Here is a 16,676-nt window from a genome sequence, read left to right as displayed (position 1 = left end):
CGCGGGAATGCTACGGCACCCGCACCCACTCCGCCTTGCTCGGAGTCCCCTCCCCGTCCGTCACGAACATCATGTACCACCCCGACTGCACCAGGTTCTTCCCCTCCGGCACCGTCACCGTCAGCTTGTCCCCGTCCGCCTTGAAGTCCAGCGCGATGGACCGCTGGTCCACGTCCGTGACATGGGTCGACGCGCTCGGCCGGATCAGCCGCACCTTCCTGACCGCCGACGCCGTCCGGGACGTGAACGTGCCCGACTGGCCGCGCGCGATGGTCTGCGGACCGCCGGACAGGTCCGGCCGCGCGTCCCGGTACAGGTACGGCGGCGTGTAGATCTCCACGCGCTGCTCGAACCTGCCCGGCTTGGTGTTGGCCTTGTCGGCGTAGAGCGAGTCCGAGCCGAAGAACATCAGGCGCCCGTCGGGCAGCAGGATCGAACCGGAGTGGTAGTTGCGCCCCACCAGCGGATCGGCGACCCGTTCGAAGGCGTTGGTGTCCGGGTGGTAGAGCCGGGCCTCAAGGATGTTGGAGTCGCCGCGGCCCCGGTAGTCCTGCGAGCCGCCGGAGACCAGCACGCTGTCGTCGGGCAGGACCGAGGCCTGCGGATAGCGCGTGCCCTTCTCCAGTGACGGCCCGTCCACGAACTTCGGGTCGTCCGCCTTGAGGTCGGCGATCCGGGTCTTCTCGCTGGACAGCTTGGACTCGCCGACCCCGCCGCCGCCGATCACCATGTACTTCTCGTCCTGCGCGGGCGGCAGCAGCACCGTGTTCGCCGTCTCCAGCATGTTCGCGTCGCTCATGCCGGGGACCTTGGTGAACTTGTTGGTCTCCACGTCCCAGACGCCCGGGGTGCGGCCCATGTCGTCGGGTCCGTACCCGGCGTTCGCGCCCGAGTAGAAGATCTTGCCGTTCTGCATCAGGAACAGCGCCGGGTACGTCGGGAACTGGCGGACCTTGTCGGTGTAGGTCCACTCCTTGGTCCGCGGGTCGTAGACCTCGTTCTTGCCCGGGACCAGCTGGCCGATTTCGTCGAGGCCGGAGACGCTGAGGACCCTGCCGTCGCTCAGGGTGGTGAGCGTCGGGTACCAGCGGGCCTCGTGCATCGGGTCGACCTTGATGTACTTCTCGGCGACCGGGTCGAACTCGAAGGCGTCCCGGATGCCCTGGAAGTCCTTCTTGTCGAGGGCGAGCTTCTGCGCGATGCCGTAGGTGTTGCGGGCGTCGGCACCCGACAGGCCCTGGATGCGGTAGTTGTCCTCCGTGCCCGTCTCGTACGTGCTGCCGCTTCGCTGCGCCTCGACGTAGATCCGGCCGAGGCCCGGGTCGTTGCGGACGAACGCGCCGGTCGCCGGGTCGAAGACCTTCTTCGCGCGCGGCACCAGCACGGGGTCCTTGGAGACGAAGGTCTTGCCGTTCTCCCTGCCGGTGAACCGGGTGCCCGCCGGGAGGGTGATCGGCTTGTCCGGGTTCTCGTTGTGGACGACCATCAGGCCGCCGGCCTTGGTGACGTCGCCCTTGAGCTTCTCGTACCGCCTGGTGCCGCCCGCGATCAGCAGGTTGCCGTTGGCGAGCTGCGTGTGCCCGGTGCAGAACAGGTCGGTGGGCGTCGGCACCTTCTTGACGGTGCCCTTGACGGGGTCCCAGATCCGGGTGTCGTACTGCTTGGCGTCGGAGTTGTCCTGGTTGTTGCCGGACCCGGCGACCAGCAGCACCTTGCCGGTGCGCAGCAGTGCCGCGTGGATGGTGTTCTGCCGGTACTTCTCGGGAAACTCGACGATCTCCCACTTGCCGTTGGCGGCCTTGTACTCCGGCTGGTTGATCTTGTACTGGTGGTATTTCTCGGTTCCGAAGCGGTAGAGCCACGGCCCGTTCATCCCGGCCAGCGCTACTACCACCGCCGTACCTATCGCGAAGCGACGGGCGCGGCGGCGGCCGGCACGGTCTTTCATTCCTTACGTCCCCCAAGTCCACCAAGGGCGATCTGCATGGTCTGGTCGTCGCCCCCGTCGGCGGAGGCGGCCCAGTCGGGCCTCTGCCGCGGTGCGTGCGCCGCGTGTCGTGCGTGCGGCTGCTGCGACGGGACCCACGGCGCGGGCTCCGCCGCCGCGACCGGCGGTCGCTTCTTCGCCTTCCTCAGCTCGTGGCGCCAGGCGAACATCGGCGACGCGGTGATCAGCAGCGCGAAGGTCGCCCAGATGACCATCGCGGGGTGCGCGTGACCGAGGACGAGGCCGGCGGTGATCGAGCCGGCGAAGATCACGATGAAGTACCAGTGGTAGCGGAAGGTGCCGAAGAGGGTGTCCGGGCTGGCCGAGTCGCCCTTCGGGGTCACCACGAACTTGCTCTTGCGGCGCAGCAGGGAGTCGATGAGCGCCTTCGCGTACAGCGGCGCCGACAGCGCGGACATGATCATGCCGGCCACACCGCCGGAGCCCTCCGGCTCGTGCGGGGAGACGTTGTGGCGCCGGTTCCAGACGTACAGGCCGATCTGGAGCGCGGAGGCGTTGCCGTAGAGCATCAGCCAGACCGTCGGGTCGATGTTGACGCCGGATGCGCCCAGGCCCAGGAACAGGCAGCAGCTCAGCGCCGCCAGGATCCAGTTCAGGGCCGACATCGGGTAGAAGATGATCATCATCGTGTAGTTGAAGAGCTTGCTCGGCGGCAGCGAGTACCAGCCCTTCCAGTACTGCTTGAGGATCGTCTCGTACGTCCCTCGCGACCAGCGCATCTGCTGGGTGAAGAAGTCCGTCCAGGCGTTCGGGCCCTCGCCGACCGCGAGCACGTCCGGGGTGTAGACCGAGCGCCACTTGCGGCCGGTGGCCGGGTTCTTGTGGCGGTGCATCTCGAACCCGGTCGCCATGTCCTCGGTGATCGAGTCGTACAGGCCGCCGATCTGCTTGAGCGCCCTGATGCGCACCGCGTTGGAGGTGCCGACGAACATCGGACCGCCGTAGCGGTTGCCGGCGCGCTGGATCAGCGCGTGGAAGAGGAACTGCTGCGACTCGGCGGCCTTGGTGATCGGGTTGTCGTAGTTGCCGTAGACCTGCGGGCCGATGACGAAGCCGACGTCCGGGTCGCGGAAGAAGCCGAGCATCCGCTCCAGGTAGTTGGGCAGCGGCACGTGGTCGGTGTCGACGGAGGCGAAGAAGTCGTAGTCGTCGCCGTGCGCCTCCAGCCAGGCGTTGTAGTTGCCGTGCTTGGTCTTGGCGCGGTGCGGGCCCTTCGCCTGGTTCCAGTGTGCGACGCCCTTGCGGGAGAAGTGGTGCACGCCCAGGCGCGCGCACACCTCCTTCACCTCCGGGTCGTCGCCCTCGTCGAGGAGCCAGACGTGCATCGGGCCGCGGTGGCGGATCTTCACGGCCGCCTCCAGGGTCCTCGTCACCATCTCCAGCGGCTCCTTGCCGGGCACGAAGGAGGTGAGGAAGGCGACCCGGGTGCCGGTCTCGGGCACCACCGGGACCGGGTCGCGGGCGACCAGGGTGGCGTGCGCGTTCGACAGCACGTTGAGACAGCGGAACAGCTCGATCAGGCCGATCGCGACGAGCATCACGATGTCGAGCGCGGGCAGCCAGGAGAAGGCGGGGTAGTCGCGCTCCGTCCAGTGCTCGGGCTGGAGCAGCCAGACCAGCAGCACCACCGACAGCAGCGGCGCGGCGGCCAGCATCAGGGCGACCCGGATGCGGTGCGGTTCCTGCGAGATCAGCGAGCGGTACTGCACCCGGTACGGCCGGTTCGGATCGGGCTGGGTGAGGGGGCCCGCGAGGCGGCTGTAGTGCTCGTAGTCGTACTTCGGGAGCGTCTTCTTTATCCGGCGGAACGAACCGGTGTTCCAGTTCCGCTGCCCGGGCACCCTGAGCTGGGTGGTCTGGGACGGGTCGTGGTCCGGCCCGGCGCCCGTCGGCGTCGACGTCATGAGTCATTCCCCCCACACGCGGGTCATGCGTGTTTCGTCGCTTCCTTCGCCTGCTCCGGTCCCCCTCGACCGTCACGGCCGTCACAGTGGTGGGTCACTGTCACCACGGCATCCACACCTTATATAGACATGGAATGGCGACCCCCGGTTGCATGATGCCCCCCTCGGCATCCCCCCGGCGCCCGGCCCCAACCGGACCAGGGTTCTACGGCGTTCGTCATGATCGCAAGACGTCCCGGCACCGGACACACCGAAGGCCCCCCGTGTGGTACGGAGGGCCTTCGATCGTCGGTGCGCCGCCAGGGACTCGAACCCCGGACCCGCTGATTAAGAGTCAGCTGCTCTAACCAACTGAGCTAGCGGCGCCTGCTGACCTGCACAACTCTACCCGACGCCGACCGGTGCTCCGGACCACGCCGGCGGCGCCCGCCCGCCGGCCGCCCCGGCCGGGTACATCATTCGGACCGTCAACATGCGCGTGATGTGGACAGTTGCGAAACTGACCGACATGTACCGAAGCGCACCGTCGCGGACCTGCCCACCGGGAGTGTGAGGGGAATCGCATGGAGACTCCCGTATTCGAGGAGATCGAGCCCGCGAGCGACTGCGACTGCTCGGGCTGCCGCCACTGGCGGCGCGTCCTGCCGCATGCCCCGGCCGGTCGCGCGCTCGCCCATCCGGCGGCGTACCGCGCGCTGGTCGTGGCCACCGCCGCCGCTTCCGCCACCGCCGTGTCCGCCCTCGGCGCCGGGCAGGCGGCGGCGCTCCCCGCGGCCGCCCACGCCCCCGAGCGCCCGGGCGTCCCCGCCGGTGACGAGCCCGGCACCCCCCAGGGGCCCCGGGCCCCGCTGCACGGTGCGACCGGCCGGCCCGCGGTGCCCCCGGCCGGTGCGGAGCTGGCCGGCATCACCCGTACGGAGATCATCGAGCGGGCCGCGACCTGGGTGGCCGCGAAGGTCCCGTACAGCATGACCGCCTACTGGTCCGACGGTTACCGGCAGGACTGCTCGGGCTTCGTGTCGATGGCCTGGAAGCTACCCGCCAACGAATGGACCGGAAGCCTCGCCACCGTCGCCGACCGCATCACCAAGGAGGAGCTCCAGCCCGGCGACATCCTGCTCTTCCACAACGCGGCCGACCCCCAGGAGGGCTCCCACGTGGTGATCTTCGGCGGCTGGACGGACGGCACGCACACCGCCTACACGGCGTACGAGCAGACCCCGCCGCACACCCGCAGACTCGACACGCCCTACGCCTACTGGAACAACTCCGCCAAGTACCTGCCGTACCGCTACAAGGGGGTCACGGCGGCCAAGGCGGGCACGGCGGGCGCCGAGGAGGAGGCGCCCGTGGCCGCGGGCGGCCCCTCCTCCCACCAGACGGCCGGATACCCCGGACGGGCGATGTTCGCGCCGGGCGCGGACAACCCGTACGTCACCCGGCTCGGCAGGCAGCTGGTGAAGAAGGGGTTCGGCGCGCACTACACGAAGGGCCCGGGTCCGCGCTGGGGCGAGGCGGACCGGCGGGGCGTCCAGGCCTTCCAGCGCGCCCAGGGCTGGCGCGGCGGAGCGGCGGACGGCCACCCGGGCCCGGAGACCTGGCGGCGGCTCTTCTCCTGACCGCACCGGGGTGATCACCCGTTCATGACGCGTCTGGCGCGGAGGCTGGAGCACGCATGAGTACGAACACGACATCCACGACGTCCACGGCATCGGCCGCGTCCACGGCATCAGCCGTATCGGCCGCGTCGGTCGCACCGGCCGCACCGGCCACGGATCTCCGGAGCGCGGCACCGGCCCCCGCTCCGGCACCCGTGCCGGCGCCGGACCAGCCCGCGGCGGGGGCGGCGACCGGTCCGCGGTCCGCCCGGCTCATCCACAACGAGGCCACTACCGAGATCCCGGTCCACCTGCTGTTCCGCGACGACCCCGACCCGGCGGCGGTGCCGCTGCGGCCCGCGGTCGTCGCGCGGCGGCAGGGGGCCGGGGAGCGGTCGGGAGAGCGGCCGAGCACACGGCGCCCCGTCGTCGCGCGACCGCGGCCCGCACCGCAGGTGGACCCGGAGCTGACGGAACGTCCTGCCAGGGTGCTGCCCGGCGCCGCGGGCGTGGCCGCCGGTCTGTGCGGGGCGGCCGGGTGCGCGGCCACCTCCTGGTGGGCCGGGCTCGTCCCACCGCTCGCGGCCCAGGCGCTCGGGCTGCCGGCGTACGCGGGCGCCGGGCTCGGCCCCGCGCAGTGGGCGGCGTACGCGGCGGCGGGGGCGCTGGGGATGTTCGGGTTCGGCGGGCTGGCCCGGGGCCGGACCGGACGGGCCTGGGTGCTCGGCCTGTTCGGCCGCTACCGGGGGACGGTGCGGCGCACCGGTCTGATGTGGGTGAACCCGCTGCTGCTGCGCCGCCGCGTGGACGTGCGGCTGCGGCACTGGCGCAGCGAGCCGATGCCCGCCGCCGACGGCAACGGGGTGGCGCTCAGGGTGGTGACGCTGGTGGTGTGGCGGGTGCGGGACACCGCGAAGGCCACGCTGGGCGTCGAGGACCACGAGACCTATCTGCGCGAGTGCGTCGAGGCGGCGCTGGCCCGGGTCCCGGTGGAGCCGCTCGGCACGGTCCGCAGCTCGGCGGACGTGGCCGGCGACACGCTGACCCGGCTGGTGGCGGCGGACGCGGCGCCGGTCGGCCTGGAGGTGTTCTCGGTGCGCCCGGTCCGGGTGGAGTACGCCCCCGAGGTCGCCGCGGCGATGCACCGGCGCCGGATCGCCGCGCTGGACGCGGCGCAGCGGGCGAGCGTGCTCACCTCGGTCGTGGACTCGGTGGAGGACACGGTGACCCGGCTGACCATGCGCGGACTGGTCGAACTGGACGACTACGAACGCAAGGTACTGGTCAAGGACCTGACGGTGGCGTTCTGCGCGGGGCGCGGGGACACGGGGGCCTGACCCGCCGCCGCGGACGGGCGGCGGGTTCCGCCTTTGGTATGGACATGTTCAACTACCGGCAATAATCTGAACTTGGTCTAGACCTGCACGGCTCACTGAACTTCCCCACACGTCACAGGGAGCAGCAGTATGCGCACAAGGACCAAGTTGTACGCCGCGGCGCTGGGCATGGCGACCACCGGAGCCCTCGTGCTCTCGTCCGGCGGCGCCAGCGGTCACGGCTACACCGACCTGCCGGTCAGCCGGCAGAAGGTGTGCCAGAACGGCACGGTCGGCGGGTGCGGCGCCATCCAGTGGGAGCCGCAGAGCGTCGAGGGGCCCAAGGGCTTCCCGGCCTCCGGGCCGGCCGACGGGAAGATCTGTTCCGCGGGCAACGGGTCGTTCGCCGCGCTCGACAGCCCCAAGCAGCCGAACGGCCAGGCGTGGCCCACCACCAAGGTGAACGGCGGGCAGAGCTACACCTTCCGCTGGCAGTTCACCGCCCGGCACGCCACGACCGACTTCAAGTACTACGTCACCAAGCCGGGCTGGAACCAGAGCCACAACCTGTCCCGGTCCGACCTCAACCTCACCCCGTTCTTCACGGTGCCCTACGGGGGCCAGCAGCCCCCGGCCACCCTCTCCCACAGCGGCACGCTGCCGTCCGGGCTGAGCGGGCACCACGTGATCCTCGCGGTGTGGACGGTCCACGACACCGGCAACGCGTTCTACGCGTGCTCGGACGTCACCTTCTGAACAGCGCAAGAGCCCCCTCGCTCGGCGAGGGGGCTCTTCCTTCTGTGCGCCGCCAGGGACTCGAACCCCGGACCCGCTGATTAAGAGTCAGCTGCTCTAACCAACTGAGCTAGCGGCGCATGACTCCCGCCGTCCGCTCTCCGCGGTCGGCGACGACGAAAATACTACCCGCTCCCGAGCAGTGCTCGTGACCAGTGCCTCACCGGCCGCCAAACGCCCTAGATCGCCAGCGAGAGCAGCACCGGTGCCGCGCTCCGGTTCAGCTCGTCCGCGGCCCGGCGCAGCCGGTGCGCGTGCTCGACCGGGAGCGACAGGGCCAGGCAGCCCACGGCGGAACCGGCGGTGATCGGCACGGCCGCGCAGACCGTGCCCACCGCGTACTCCTGGAGGTCGAGGACGGGCACGGTGGCCGGCTGCGACTCCAGCCGGGACAGCAGCAGCTTGTCGCTGGTGATCGTGCGCGAGGTCAGGCGGGCCATCCGGTGCCGGGACAGGTGGTCGCGGCGGCCCGCGTGGTCCAGCTGGGTCAGCAGGGACTTGCCCACCGCCGTGGCGTGCGCCGAGACGCGGAAGTCCACCCACTCGTTCACCCGGGGCGTGGTCGGGCCGTCGGCGTACTGGGTGACGCTGACCTCTCCGTCGACGTACCGGCTGATGTAGACGGCGGCGCCCACCGAGTCGCGCAGCCGGTCCAGGGTGCGCTGGAGCTTCTCGCGCAGGGCCTGCTCGCGGCCGTGGGCCGAGCCGAGGCGGGCCAGCGCCTCCCCGGTGACGTACGCCCCGTCGGCGGTCTGCTCGACGTAGCCCTCGCGGCGCAGCATGCCCAGGAGCGTGGTCAGCCGCTCCCGGTCGAGGCCGCTCCCGCGGCCGATCTCGGTGTCCGTGACACCGGCGGTGTGCCGCGCCACCGTCTCCAGGACGCGCAGGGCGTCCTGGGCCGAGTGGTGCGGCGCGGTCGGCTTGTGCTGCAGCGCCACGGTGGTCTCCCCCTGCGCTCGCTGGTGCATCCCTGCGTTCACGATAGCCGCCAAGGGGCCCCCGGTGAGGGGGTGTTGACCGGATTCCGGGGCCCCCATCTGCGGCGCAAGCTCACCGGCATATGCCGGAAGCCTGCCCCAGCTTCGCGACCTCGGACGTTGGGGCAGGCGCGCCGCGCAATTACAGGACCGCGCTGAGAAACTCCCGCGTCCGGTCGTGCTCCGGCTCGCTGAAGATCTTCTCCGGCGCTCCGGCCTCGATGACCCGGCCCGAGTCGAACATCAGGACCTGGTCCGAGATGTCCCGGGCGAAGTTCATCTCGTGGGTCACGCAGAGCATGGTGATGTCCGTGCTGCGGGCGATGTCCCGCAGCAGGTCCAGGACGCCCGCGACCAGCTCCGGGTCGAGCGCCGAGGTCACCTCGTCGAGCAGCAGCACCTTCGGCCGCATCGCCAGCGCCCGGGCGATCGCCACCCGCTGCTGCTGGCCGCCGGAGAGCTGGGCCGGCCGGGCGTCGCACTTGTCGGCCAGGCCCACCATGTCGAGCAGGCCCCTGGCCCGCTCCACCGCCTCGTCCTTGGGCATCCCGAGCACCGTGACCGGCGCCTCGGTGATGTTGCGCAGGACGCTCATGTTCGGGAACAGGTTGAACTGCTGGAACACCATCCCGATCTGCTTGCGGACCTCGCGCCGCTCCTTCTCCGTCGCCGGGAAGAGCTTCTGCCCGTCCACGGTGATCGTGCCCTCGTCGGGCTTGAGGAGCGTCATCAGCAGCCTGAGGATCGTCGTCTTGCCCGAACCGGAGGGACCGATCAGGGTGACGTGCTTGCCGGCGTCGACGGAGAAGTCCAGGTGGTCGAGGACGGTGTTGTCCCCGAACCGCTTGGTGACCTGCTCCAGGCGTATCAGCTCGCCGGAGCTGCGCGCGGGGCTCTTCTCGGGGTTGGGGAGAGTGTCAGTGGGCAAGGCGTCGCTCCAGGGCTCGCAGGGCAAGGGAGGCCAGGTAGGAGATGACGATGAAGGCCACGCCGATCACCGTCAGGGGCTCGGTGAACTGGAAGTTCTGCTGCGAGAACAGCCGTGCCTCGCCGAGCATCTCCAGCACCGTGATCGCCATCAGCAGCGGCGTGTCCTTCAGCATGGAGATCACGTAGTTGCCGAGGGCGGGGGTCACCCGGCGGATCGCCTGCGGCAGGATGACCGCCGTCCAGGTCCGCCGCACCGGCAGGTTCAGCGCCGTCGCGGCCTCCCACTGGCCGACCGGCACCCCCTCGATGCCGGCCCGGTAGACCTGCATCGTGTACGTCGAGTAGTGCAGCCCGATGGCGACCACACCGGTGGTGAGCGCCGAGAAGGTGATGTCCCACTCGGGCAGCACGTAGAAGAGGAAGAACAGCTGCACCAGCAGCGGGGTGTTGCGGACGAACTCGGTGACCGCACCGACCGGCCAGGTCACCCAGCGGCTCGGCACCCGCATCAGCAGCGCCCACACCAGGCCGACGCCGAAGGAGACCAGCGAGCCGAGCACCAGGATCTGCAGGGTGACCAGCAGGCCGTCCCAGAAGTGCGGCAGGAAGTCGGAGACCGCGCTCCAGTCCCATGTCACGACACACCACTTCCCTCGGGCACCGGCACGGCCGCCGTCTTCTTCTGCGGCGCCTTGCCGACGCCCGCCTTCAGCTTCTTCTCCAGGCCGCGCATCACCCGCGTGAGCAGGAACGCGATCACGAAGTAGATGAGCAGGACGTACGTGTAGATCTCCGCGCTCTCCTGAAGCGCCAGGCGCACCAGGTTGGCGCTGAAGGCCAGGTCGCCCATGCCCATGATCGACACCAGGGCGGTGCCCTTGAGCAGCTCGATCAGCAGGTTGGAGAAGGGCGGGATCATCTCCGGCACCGCCTGCGGCAGCAGGATCAGCTTCATCCGCTGCCAGGGCGTGAAGCTGAGCGCGATGCCGCCCTCCTTCTGCGCCGGGTCGACCGCGCCGAGCGCGCCGCGCACGATCTCGGAGCCGTACGCCCCGTAGGTCAGGCCGAGCGCCAGCGTGCCCGCCCACATCGGCACCAGCTGCCAGCCGAAGGCCGGGGGCAGTACGAAGAAGACCCAGAAGATCATCACCAGCGCGGAGGTCCCGCGGAACACCTCGGTGTAGAAGCCCGCGAGGAAGCGGACGATCCACAGCCGGTGGGTGCGCGCGATGCCGACCACGAAGGAGACGGCCGTCGCCAGCAGCGAGCTGAAGAAGAGCAGCTGGATGGTGACCCAGACGCCCTGGAGTACGAGTTCCCACAGTCCCGAGGTCATCCGCCGCAGAGCTCCTTCGCGGTCAGATCGGTCATCTCGTTCTGGGTGAAACCGAAGGGCTTGAGGATGCGCAGCAGTTCGCCGCTCTTCTTGAGCTTCTGCAACTCGACGTTGAAGGCGTCCCGCAGGTTGGTCTCGTCCGGACGGAAGGCGAAGCCGCCGCCGTCGACGTGCGGTTTGCCGTCGACGAGCGGGGCGAAGGCCTCGGTCGCCTCGGCCTTGCCCGACTTCTTCACCACGTCGCGGACGGTCAGCGCGGTCCCCGCGAAGACGTCCACGCGCCCGGACTCGACGGCGTTGAGTCCGGCCACCTGGTCGGGGACGATCAGGATGTCGTCCTCCTTGTACCCGTGCTCCACCGCGTAGGCGATCTCGGCGTATCCGGTGCCGGTCGCGAACCTGGCCTTCTTCTTCACGACGTCCCGGTAGTCGTGCAGCCCGAGCGGGTTGCCCTTGCGGACGATGTACGCGTCGAGCATCTGGTAGTCGGGGTCGGAGAAGATGACCTGTTCGCAGCGTTCGGGGTTGATGTACATCCCGGCCGCCACGACGTCGAACTGCTGCGACGCCAGGCCCGGGATGAGGGAGCCGAACTCCGTCGGCACGGGCTGCACCCGGTCCACCCCGAGCCGCTTGAAGACGACCTTCGCCAGCTCCGGGGCCTCACCGGTCAGCTCGCCGTTCTTGTCGATGTAGCCGAAGGGGACCTCACCCGCGATGCCGAGCCGGGCCACGCCCTGGGCCCGCAGCCGGTCGAGCAGGTCGCCGCCTTCGACGTCGGACGCCGTGGCCACCCGCGAGCAGCCGGCCGCCCCCAGCGCGCCGAGCGCCGCGACCCCCGCGAGCAGCGACCGGCGCGTGGGCCCGGCTGTCCTGGACCTCTGGTCGGATATACCCCCTGGTGGGGTTCTGTGTGGTGGAGCCATGGGCGCGCAGCTACCCGAAGGGGGACGGGTTATGCCGATCTTTTTCAGTCCGATGTCCCGGCCCGGCAACCTTGACCGCGGGGCCGCGGGGCACTGCCATGGAGGGCATGGCTGATCGCTACATCGAAGTCTCGCTGGTCAAGCGCGGAATCGCCTGCACGGCCCACCTGCTCGACGACCGGGCCCCGATCACCTGCGCGGCCGTCTGGGACGCGCTCCCCCTCGGCGGCGACGTGTACCACGCCAAATACGCCCGTAATGAGATCTACGCCCTTTTCCTGCCCTTCGCGGCATCCGAACCACCGCTGGAGAATCCGACGGTCACGCCCATTCCCGGCGACCTGTGCTATTTCGCCTTCGCGGGTGCCGAGTTGGGCACGAAGGCGTACGGCTGCGACCGCGAGGTCCGCCCCGGTACCACCCTCGTCGACCTCGCCCTCTTCTACGAGCGCAACAACCTCCTCCTCAACGGCGACGTCGGCTGGGTCCCGGGCACCGTCTGGGGCCGCATCACCGAGGGCCTGGAAGCCATGGCGGAGGCCTGCAACGACCTGTGGCGCACGGGGGCGGCGGGGGAGACGCTCAGCTTCCGCAGGGCGGGGTGACCGCTCCAGCGGCCCCCGCCTCGTACAGCGCGTGCGCCGCCCGCAACACCAGATCGTCCCGGTGCCGCGCCGCGACGATCTGCACCCCCACGGGCAACCCGTCCCCGTCCACGCCCACCGGCACGGTGGCCGCCGGCTGCTGCGTCATGTTGAACGGATACGTGAACGGCGTCCACCCCGTCCACCGCCGGTACCCGGACCCCTTCGGCACCTCCACCCCCGCCTCGAACGCCGTGATCGGCAGCGTGGGCGTCACCAGCAGGTCGTACCGCTGGTGGAAGAGGCCCATCCGCCGCCCCAGCTCCATCCGGACGTCCACCGCCGCCAGATAGTCCAGCGCCGAGTACCGCGCCCCCGCCCCGACGATCTCCCGCAGGCCCGGGTCCAGCAGCTCCCGCTGCCCCGCCCGCAGGTGCTGCGCGATCCGCGCCGCGCCGCTGAACCACAGCGTGTGGAAGGCGTCCACCGGGTCCGTGAAGTCGGGGTCGGCCTCCGTCACGTACGCGCCGAGCCCCGCCAGCCGCTCCACCGCCCGCCGGACCGCCCCGGCCACCGCCGGACGCACCGCCACCTGCCCGCCCAGCGAGGGCGAGTACGCCACCCGCAGCCCCCGCACCCCGCCCGACAGGGCCTCGGTGTACGACCCGGCGGCCGGACCCAGCGCCGACCAGTCCCGGGCGTCCGGGGTGCCGACCACGTCCAGCATCAGCGCCGCGTCCGCCGCGTCCCGGGTCATCGGACCCACGTGCGCGAGCGTGCCGAACGCGCTCGCCGGGTACAGCGGCACCCGGCCGTACGTCGGTTTCAGGCCGAAGACGCCGCAGAAAGAGGCCGGGATGCGCACGCTGCCGCCGCCGTCCGTGCCCAGCGCCAGCGGCCCCGCCCCGAGCGCCACGGCCGCCGCGGCGCCCCCGCTGGAACCGCCCGCGGTACGGGAGGGGTCGTGCGGGTTGCGCGTCACGCCGGACAGGGGCGAGTCCGTCACGCCCTTCCAGCCGAACTCCGGCGTCGTGGTCCTGCCGACGAAGACCGCGCCGTGCTCGCGCAGCCGTGCCACGGACGGCGCGTCCTCCTCCCAGGGGCCGTCCGGAGCCACGGCCCGGGAGCCGCGCAGGGTCGGCTGGCCGCGCGTCAGCAGGATGTCCTTCACCGTGACCGGCACCCCGTCCACGAGCCCGCACGGCTCCCCGCGGCGCCACCGCTCCTCGGCCCGCCGGGCCCGGTCCAGCGCCTCCTCGCCGGTCAGCCGGACGAACGCGTTCACCTCCGGCTGGATCCGCTCGGCCCGCTCCAGGACCGCCCGGGTCGCCTCCACGGGGCTGAACGCCCCCTTGCGGTAGCCGTCGACGAGCTGTACGGCGGTCAGCTCGGTGAGGTCGGTCATGGGGCACCCTCCCGCGGGTCTCGGACGTCGGCGACGTCAGTGTCCGGGCACGTATCCACGCTTCTTGTCGACCACGTTGGCCAGCGGTCCGCCCGCCGCCCAGCTCTCGAACAACTCCACGAACTGCGCGCCCAGTTCGTCCCGCCAGCCGATCGTGTCCCCGCTCATGTGCGGCGAGACGATCAGCCCCGGCACCTCCCACAGCGCGCTGTCCGGCGCGAGCGGCTCGTGGCTCAGCACGTCCAGCGCGGCGCCCGCGATCCGGCGCGAGGTCAGCGCCTCGACCAGGTCGTCCTCGACGACCAGCCGGCCGCGCCCCACGTTCACGAACCGGGCGGAGGGCCGCATCAGAGCGAACCGCCGGGCGTCGAACATGCCGCGCGTGTCGTCGGTCAGGGGCGCCGCCGCCACCACCCAGTCGGCCCCGGCCAGCAGCCGGTCCAGCTCCTGGGGCCCGTGCACACCGGGGCGCGCGGTCCGGCCGACCAGCGCGGTGGTGATGCCGAGCGCCTCCAGGGTGCTGACGACGGCCCGGCCGATCGGGCCGGAGCCCACCACGCAGGCGCGTGTTCCGGCCACCCGTGTCGACTCGCGGTGCCGCCAGGTCCGCTCGCCCTGAAGACGCAGCGTCGTGGGCAGGTCCTTGGCCATCGCCAGGACGAGTGCGGCGACGTACTCGGCGATCGGCCGGTCGAAGACCCCGCGCGCGTTGGTCACCACGGTGTCCGACTCGGCCAGCTCCGGGCACATCAGATGGTCCACCCCGGCGCTCGCCGTGTGCACCCAGCGCGGGCGCGGGCCGCCGCCGGGCCAGGCCTCGCGCACCGCGTGCGAGGTGAAGTCCCACACCAGCAGGACGTCGGCGCGCGGCAGCCGCTCGGCCAGCGTCGCCGCGTCGGTGTGCTCGATCCGGGCCCGGCCGGTCAGCCGGCCCAGCCGGGGCGGCGGCTCGGCGTCCAGGACCAGGAGGGTCGGCGGGGCGGCGGAGGCGGATGGGGGCGTGGTCATCGGCGGCCTGTCTCCGGTCGGGGAAGCGGGGCGGTTCGGGTGGTGACGCGGAAGTTAACCGGCTGTTGACCTGGGAGTGATGCGAGTGGACTGACCACGCTCGCACCGGAACCTACCTTCGTCAACACGGCCTTGCGCAACGGTGCGTTGCCCGCTCCTTCCTCAGTGTGAGGCCGGTGCGTGCCATGGACATCTCCTTTCTCGGCGGACCGGCTCCGCAACGCGGGGTCGGCGTGGTCGCCCCGTTCGACTTCGCACTCGATCGCGAGCTGTGGCGATGGGTGCCCGACGACGTGTCGCTCCACATGACGCGGACCCCCTACGTGCCCGTCGAGGTCAGTCCGGACCTCGCCCGGATGGTCAGCGAGCACGAGACCCTCGGCGAGGCGGTGCGCACCCTCAACGCCATCGCGCCCGAGGTCGTCGCCTACGCCTGCACCTCGGGCAGCTTCGTCGGCGGCACCGCCGGGGAGCACGCCAGGTGCGAGGCGATGACCTGGGCCGACGCCGTCCCGTCCGTCACCACGTCCGGCGCCCTGCTCGACGCGCTGACCGAGCTGGGCGTACGCCGGGTCGCGCTGGTGACGCCGTACACCGTGTCCGTGACCCGGGCGCTGGAGGCGTACGTCGCCGAGGCCGGCGTGGCCGTCACCGGCTGCGCCTTCATGGGGCTGACCCGGCACATCTGGAAGGTCCCGTACCGCGACGTGGCCGACATGGCACGCCGGGCCCTGCCCGCGCCGGGAGCGGCGGACGCCCTGTTCATCTCCTGCACCAACCTCCCCACCTACGACGTCATCCCGCAGCCGGAGGCGGAGCTGCGGATCCCGGTGATCTCGGCCAACCAAGTGACGATGTGGGCCGCGCTGCGCCGACTGGGTACCCCTGCGATGGGGCCGTACCAGGCGCTGACCGATCCGGCCGCGCGCACCGGCCCCGCGGCGACGGGTGCGGCCGGTCCCGCGGTGGTGGGACCGGCTGGTCCCGTCGACCCCGCGGTGGCGGGCCCGGTCGGGCCCGCGGCGGCGGACATGCCGGGCGTCGGTGACGGCCCGGACACGGAACAGCAGCAGGAAGGGTGGACATGACAGCACTGGGATTCCTGTACCCGGGCCACTCCGGCGAGGACGACTATCCACGCATCGAGCAGCTCCTGGGCAGCGACATCCGGGTGGACCTGGTGCACACGGACATCGGCGAGGACGCCCACCGGGTGGACGCACTCCTGGAGATGGGCTCGCCGCGGCGGCTGGAGGCGGGCGTGGCCGAGCTGCGGCTGGCCGGCGCCGACGCCGTGGTGTGGGCCTGCACCAGCGGCAGCTTCGTGCACGGCTGGGACGGCGCCCACGAACAGGTGCGCGCCCTGGCCCGGGCGGCGGGCCTGCCGGCCTCGTCGACCTCCTTCGCCTTCGTGCACGCGGCGAAGGAGATCGGCGTGCGCCGGGTCTCCATCGGCGCGACCTACCCGGACGACGTGGCGCGGCTCTTCGCGGACTTCCTCGGCGCCGCCGGCATCGAGGTGGCCGACGTGGTCGGCTCGGGCGTCGTCACGGCGGCGGAGGTCGGCACCTGGACCGAGCAGGAGGTGCTGGCGCTGGCCCGAGCCGCCGACCGCCCGGACGCCGAGGCGGTGCTCCTCCCGGACACCGCCCTGCACACCGCGGCCCACGTCCCGGCCCTGGAGAAGGAGCTGGGCAAGCCGGTCCTCACCGCGAACCAGGTCACCGTCTGGGAGGGCCTGCGGCTGGCCGACCGCCGGGTCAACGCACCGGAGCTGGGCGCGCTGTTCACGCGGGAGCCGGTGGTGCAGGTTTGAGAGGGGCGTGACACGGAAGAACCCCGGTCCGCGGGTGCGGGCCGGGGTTCTCGTCGAGCGCTGGGCAGGCCTT

General features: G+C 71.4%; 15 protein-coding genes and 2 tRNA genes. 6 read left to right on the top strand and 11 right to left on the bottom strand.

Features of this window, described 5'->3' with window-relative positions; translation table 11 throughout:
* Positions 1-10: 10 nt before the first annotated feature.
* From glxA to IE94_RS0107430, 3 genes are all read right to left on the bottom strand, one after another.
* Entirely contained in the window at positions 11-1,948 is a 1,938-nt protein-coding gene (gene glxA, locus IE94_RS0107440; protein WP_030180014.1) for a radical copper oxidase GlxA, read from the bottom strand.
* Positions 1,945-3,912 (bottom strand): glycosyltransferase family 2 protein, encoded by a 1,968-nt coding sequence (locus IE94_RS0107435; RefSeq protein WP_030180012.1) that lies wholly within the window; start codon positions 3,910-3,912, stop codon positions 1,945-1,947. The genes glxA and IE94_RS0107435 overlap by 4 nt, the downstream gene beginning before the upstream one ends.
* A gap of 292 nt (positions 3,913-4,204) precedes the next feature.
* Positions 4,205-4,278 (bottom strand) — tRNA-Lys (locus tag IE94_RS0107430).
* A gap of 197 nt (positions 4,279-4,475) precedes the next feature.
* On the opposite strand from IE94_RS0107430, the gene IE94_RS0107425 reads away from it, so the two are divergent.
* The 3 genes from IE94_RS0107425 to IE94_RS0107415 all read left to right on the top strand — a co-directional run bounded on the left by IE94_RS0107425 (position 4,476) and on the right by IE94_RS0107415 (position 7,582).
* Entirely contained in the window at positions 4,476-5,531 is a 1,056-nt protein-coding gene (locus IE94_RS0107425; protein ID WP_030180011.1) for a peptidoglycan-binding protein, read from the top strand.
* A gap of 56 nt (positions 5,532-5,587) precedes the next feature.
* Positions 5,588-6,847: an SPFH domain-containing protein gene (locus tag IE94_RS0107420; protein WP_245235193.1), complete on the top strand. Its 1,260-nt coding sequence runs from the start codon at positions 5,588-5,590 to the stop codon at positions 6,845-6,847.
* Positions 6,848-6,976: 129 nt separating this feature from the next.
* A complete protein-coding gene (locus tag IE94_RS0107415; protein ID WP_030179998.1) occupies positions 6,977-7,582 on the top strand; it encodes a lytic polysaccharide monooxygenase auxiliary activity family 9 protein in 606 nt (201 codons plus the stop codon).
* A 45-nt stretch (positions 7,583-7,627) separates the two neighbouring features.
* Here the strand turns inward: IE94_RS0107415 and IE94_RS0107410 are convergent.
* From IE94_RS0107410 to ehuB, 6 genes are all read right to left on the bottom strand, one after another.
* Positions 7,628-7,701: transfer RNA gene (locus IE94_RS0107410), tRNA-Lys, on the bottom strand.
* A 99-nt stretch (positions 7,702-7,800) separates the two neighbouring features.
* The gene (locus tag IE94_RS0107405) at positions 7,801-8,559 is read right to left on the bottom strand and encodes an IclR family transcriptional regulator (RefSeq protein WP_030179995.1); all 759 of its coding nucleotides are present in this window, start codon (positions 8,557-8,559) and stop codon (positions 7,801-7,803) included.
* 181 nt (positions 8,560-8,740) lie between these two features.
* Positions 8,741-9,526 (bottom strand): ectoine/hydroxyectoine ABC transporter ATP-binding protein EhuA, encoded by a 786-nt coding sequence (gene ehuA, locus IE94_RS0107400; protein WP_030179992.1) that lies wholly within the window; start codon positions 9,524-9,526, stop codon positions 8,741-8,743.
* The gene (gene ehuD / locus IE94_RS0107395) at positions 9,516-10,166 is read right to left on the bottom strand and encodes an ectoine/hydroxyectoine ABC transporter permease subunit EhuD (RefSeq protein ID WP_030179990.1); all 651 of its coding nucleotides are present in this window, start codon (positions 10,164-10,166) and stop codon (positions 9,516-9,518) included. The genes ehuA and ehuD overlap by 11 nt, the downstream gene beginning before the upstream one ends.
* Positions 10,163-10,864, bottom strand: coding sequence for an ectoine/hydroxyectoine ABC transporter permease subunit EhuC (gene ehuC, locus IE94_RS0107390; RefSeq protein ID WP_030179988.1), 702 nt, complete (start codon positions 10,862-10,864; stop codon positions 10,163-10,165). The genes ehuD and ehuC overlap by 4 nt, the downstream gene beginning before the upstream one ends.
* Positions 10,861-11,790 carry an ectoine/hydroxyectoine ABC transporter substrate-binding protein EhuB gene (gene ehuB, locus IE94_RS0107385; RefSeq protein WP_106977751.1) on the bottom strand — a complete coding sequence of 310 codons (930 nt, stop codon included), beginning with the start codon at positions 11,788-11,790 and terminating at the stop codon, positions 10,861-10,863. The genes ehuC and ehuB overlap by 4 nt, the downstream gene beginning before the upstream one ends.
* Positions 11,791-11,897: 107 nt before the next feature.
* On the opposite strand from ehuB, the gene IE94_RS0107380 reads away from it, so the two are divergent.
* Positions 11,898-12,395: a DUF3830 family protein gene (locus tag IE94_RS0107380; protein WP_030179982.1), complete on the top strand. Its 498-nt coding sequence runs from the start codon at positions 11,898-11,900 to the stop codon at positions 12,393-12,395.
* Here the strand turns inward: IE94_RS0107380 and IE94_RS0107375 are convergent.
* Positions 12,373-13,779: an amidase gene (locus tag IE94_RS0107375; RefSeq protein WP_030179980.1), complete on the bottom strand. Its 1,407-nt coding sequence runs from the start codon at positions 13,777-13,779 to the stop codon at positions 12,373-12,375. The two genes, IE94_RS0107380 and IE94_RS0107375, sit on opposite strands and share 23 nt — an antisense overlap.
* A 36-nt stretch (positions 13,780-13,815) precedes the next feature.
* Complete coding sequence (locus IE94_RS0107370; protein ID WP_030179977.1) at positions 13,816-14,787, bottom strand: D-2-hydroxyacid dehydrogenase; 972 nt, start codon at positions 14,785-14,787, stop codon at positions 13,816-13,818.
* Positions 14,788-14,972: 185 nt separating this feature from the next.
* Between IE94_RS0107370 and IE94_RS0107365 the strand changes: the two genes are divergently transcribed.
* Complete coding sequence (locus IE94_RS0107365) at positions 14,973-15,875, top strand: maleate cis-trans isomerase family protein (protein WP_030179974.1); 903 nt, start codon at positions 14,973-14,975, stop codon at positions 15,873-15,875.
* Entirely contained in the window at positions 15,872-16,603 is a 732-nt protein-coding gene (locus IE94_RS0107360) for a maleate cis-trans isomerase family protein (RefSeq protein ID WP_030179973.1), read from the top strand. The genes IE94_RS0107365 and IE94_RS0107360 overlap by 4 nt, the downstream gene beginning before the upstream one ends.
* Positions 16,604-16,676 lie beyond the last annotated feature (73 nt).

This window comes from Streptomyces violaceorubidus, assembly GCF_000717995.1.
GTDB classification, from domain to species: domain Bacteria; phylum Actinomycetota; class Actinomycetes; order Streptomycetales; family Streptomycetaceae; genus Streptomyces; species Streptomyces violaceorubidus.
The sequence above is the reverse complement of the archived record's forward strand: the minus strand, read 5'-3'. Positions and strand labels throughout refer to the sequence as shown.

Bases quoted from the DNA above. Each gene is read 5' to 3' on its own strand.
- glxA (WP_030180014.1), bottom strand. From the start codon at position 1,948: ATGAAAGACCGTGCCGGCCGCCGCCGCGCCCGTCGCTTCGCGATAGGT.
- IE94_RS0107435 (WP_030180012.1), bottom strand. From the start codon at position 3,912: ATGACGTCGACGCCGACGGGCGCCGGGCCGGACCACGACCCGTCCCAG.
- IE94_RS0107425 (WP_030180011.1), top strand. From the start codon at position 4,476: ATGGAGACTCCCGTATTCGAGGAGATCGAGCCCGCGAGCGACTGCGAC.
- IE94_RS0107420 (WP_245235193.1), top strand. From the start codon at position 5,588: ATGAGTACGAACACGACATCCACGACGTCCACGGCATCGGCCGCGTCC.
- IE94_RS0107415 (WP_030179998.1), top strand. From the start codon at position 6,977: ATGCGCACAAGGACCAAGTTGTACGCCGCGGCGCTGGGCATGGCGACC.
- ehuC (WP_030179988.1), bottom strand. From the start codon at position 10,864: ATGACCTCGGGACTGTGGGAACTCGTACTCCAGGGCGTCTGGGTCACC.
- ehuB (WP_106977751.1), bottom strand. From the start codon at position 11,790: ATGGCTCCACCACACAGAACCCCACCAGGGGGTATATCCGACCAGAGG.
- IE94_RS0107380 (WP_030179982.1), top strand. From the start codon at position 11,898: ATGGCTGATCGCTACATCGAAGTCTCGCTGGTCAAGCGCGGAATCGCC.
- IE94_RS0107375 (WP_030179980.1), bottom strand. From the start codon at position 13,779: ATGACCGACCTCACCGAGCTGACCGCCGTACAGCTCGTCGACGGCTAC.
- IE94_RS0107370 (WP_030179977.1), bottom strand. From the start codon at position 14,787: ATGACCACGCCCCCATCCGCCTCCGCCGCCCCGCCGACCCTCCTGGTC.
- IE94_RS0107365 (WP_030179974.1), top strand. From the start codon at position 14,973: ATGGACATCTCCTTTCTCGGCGGACCGGCTCCGCAACGCGGGGTCGGC.
- IE94_RS0107360 (WP_030179973.1), top strand. From the start codon at position 15,872: ATGACAGCACTGGGATTCCTGTACCCGGGCCACTCCGGCGAGGACGAC.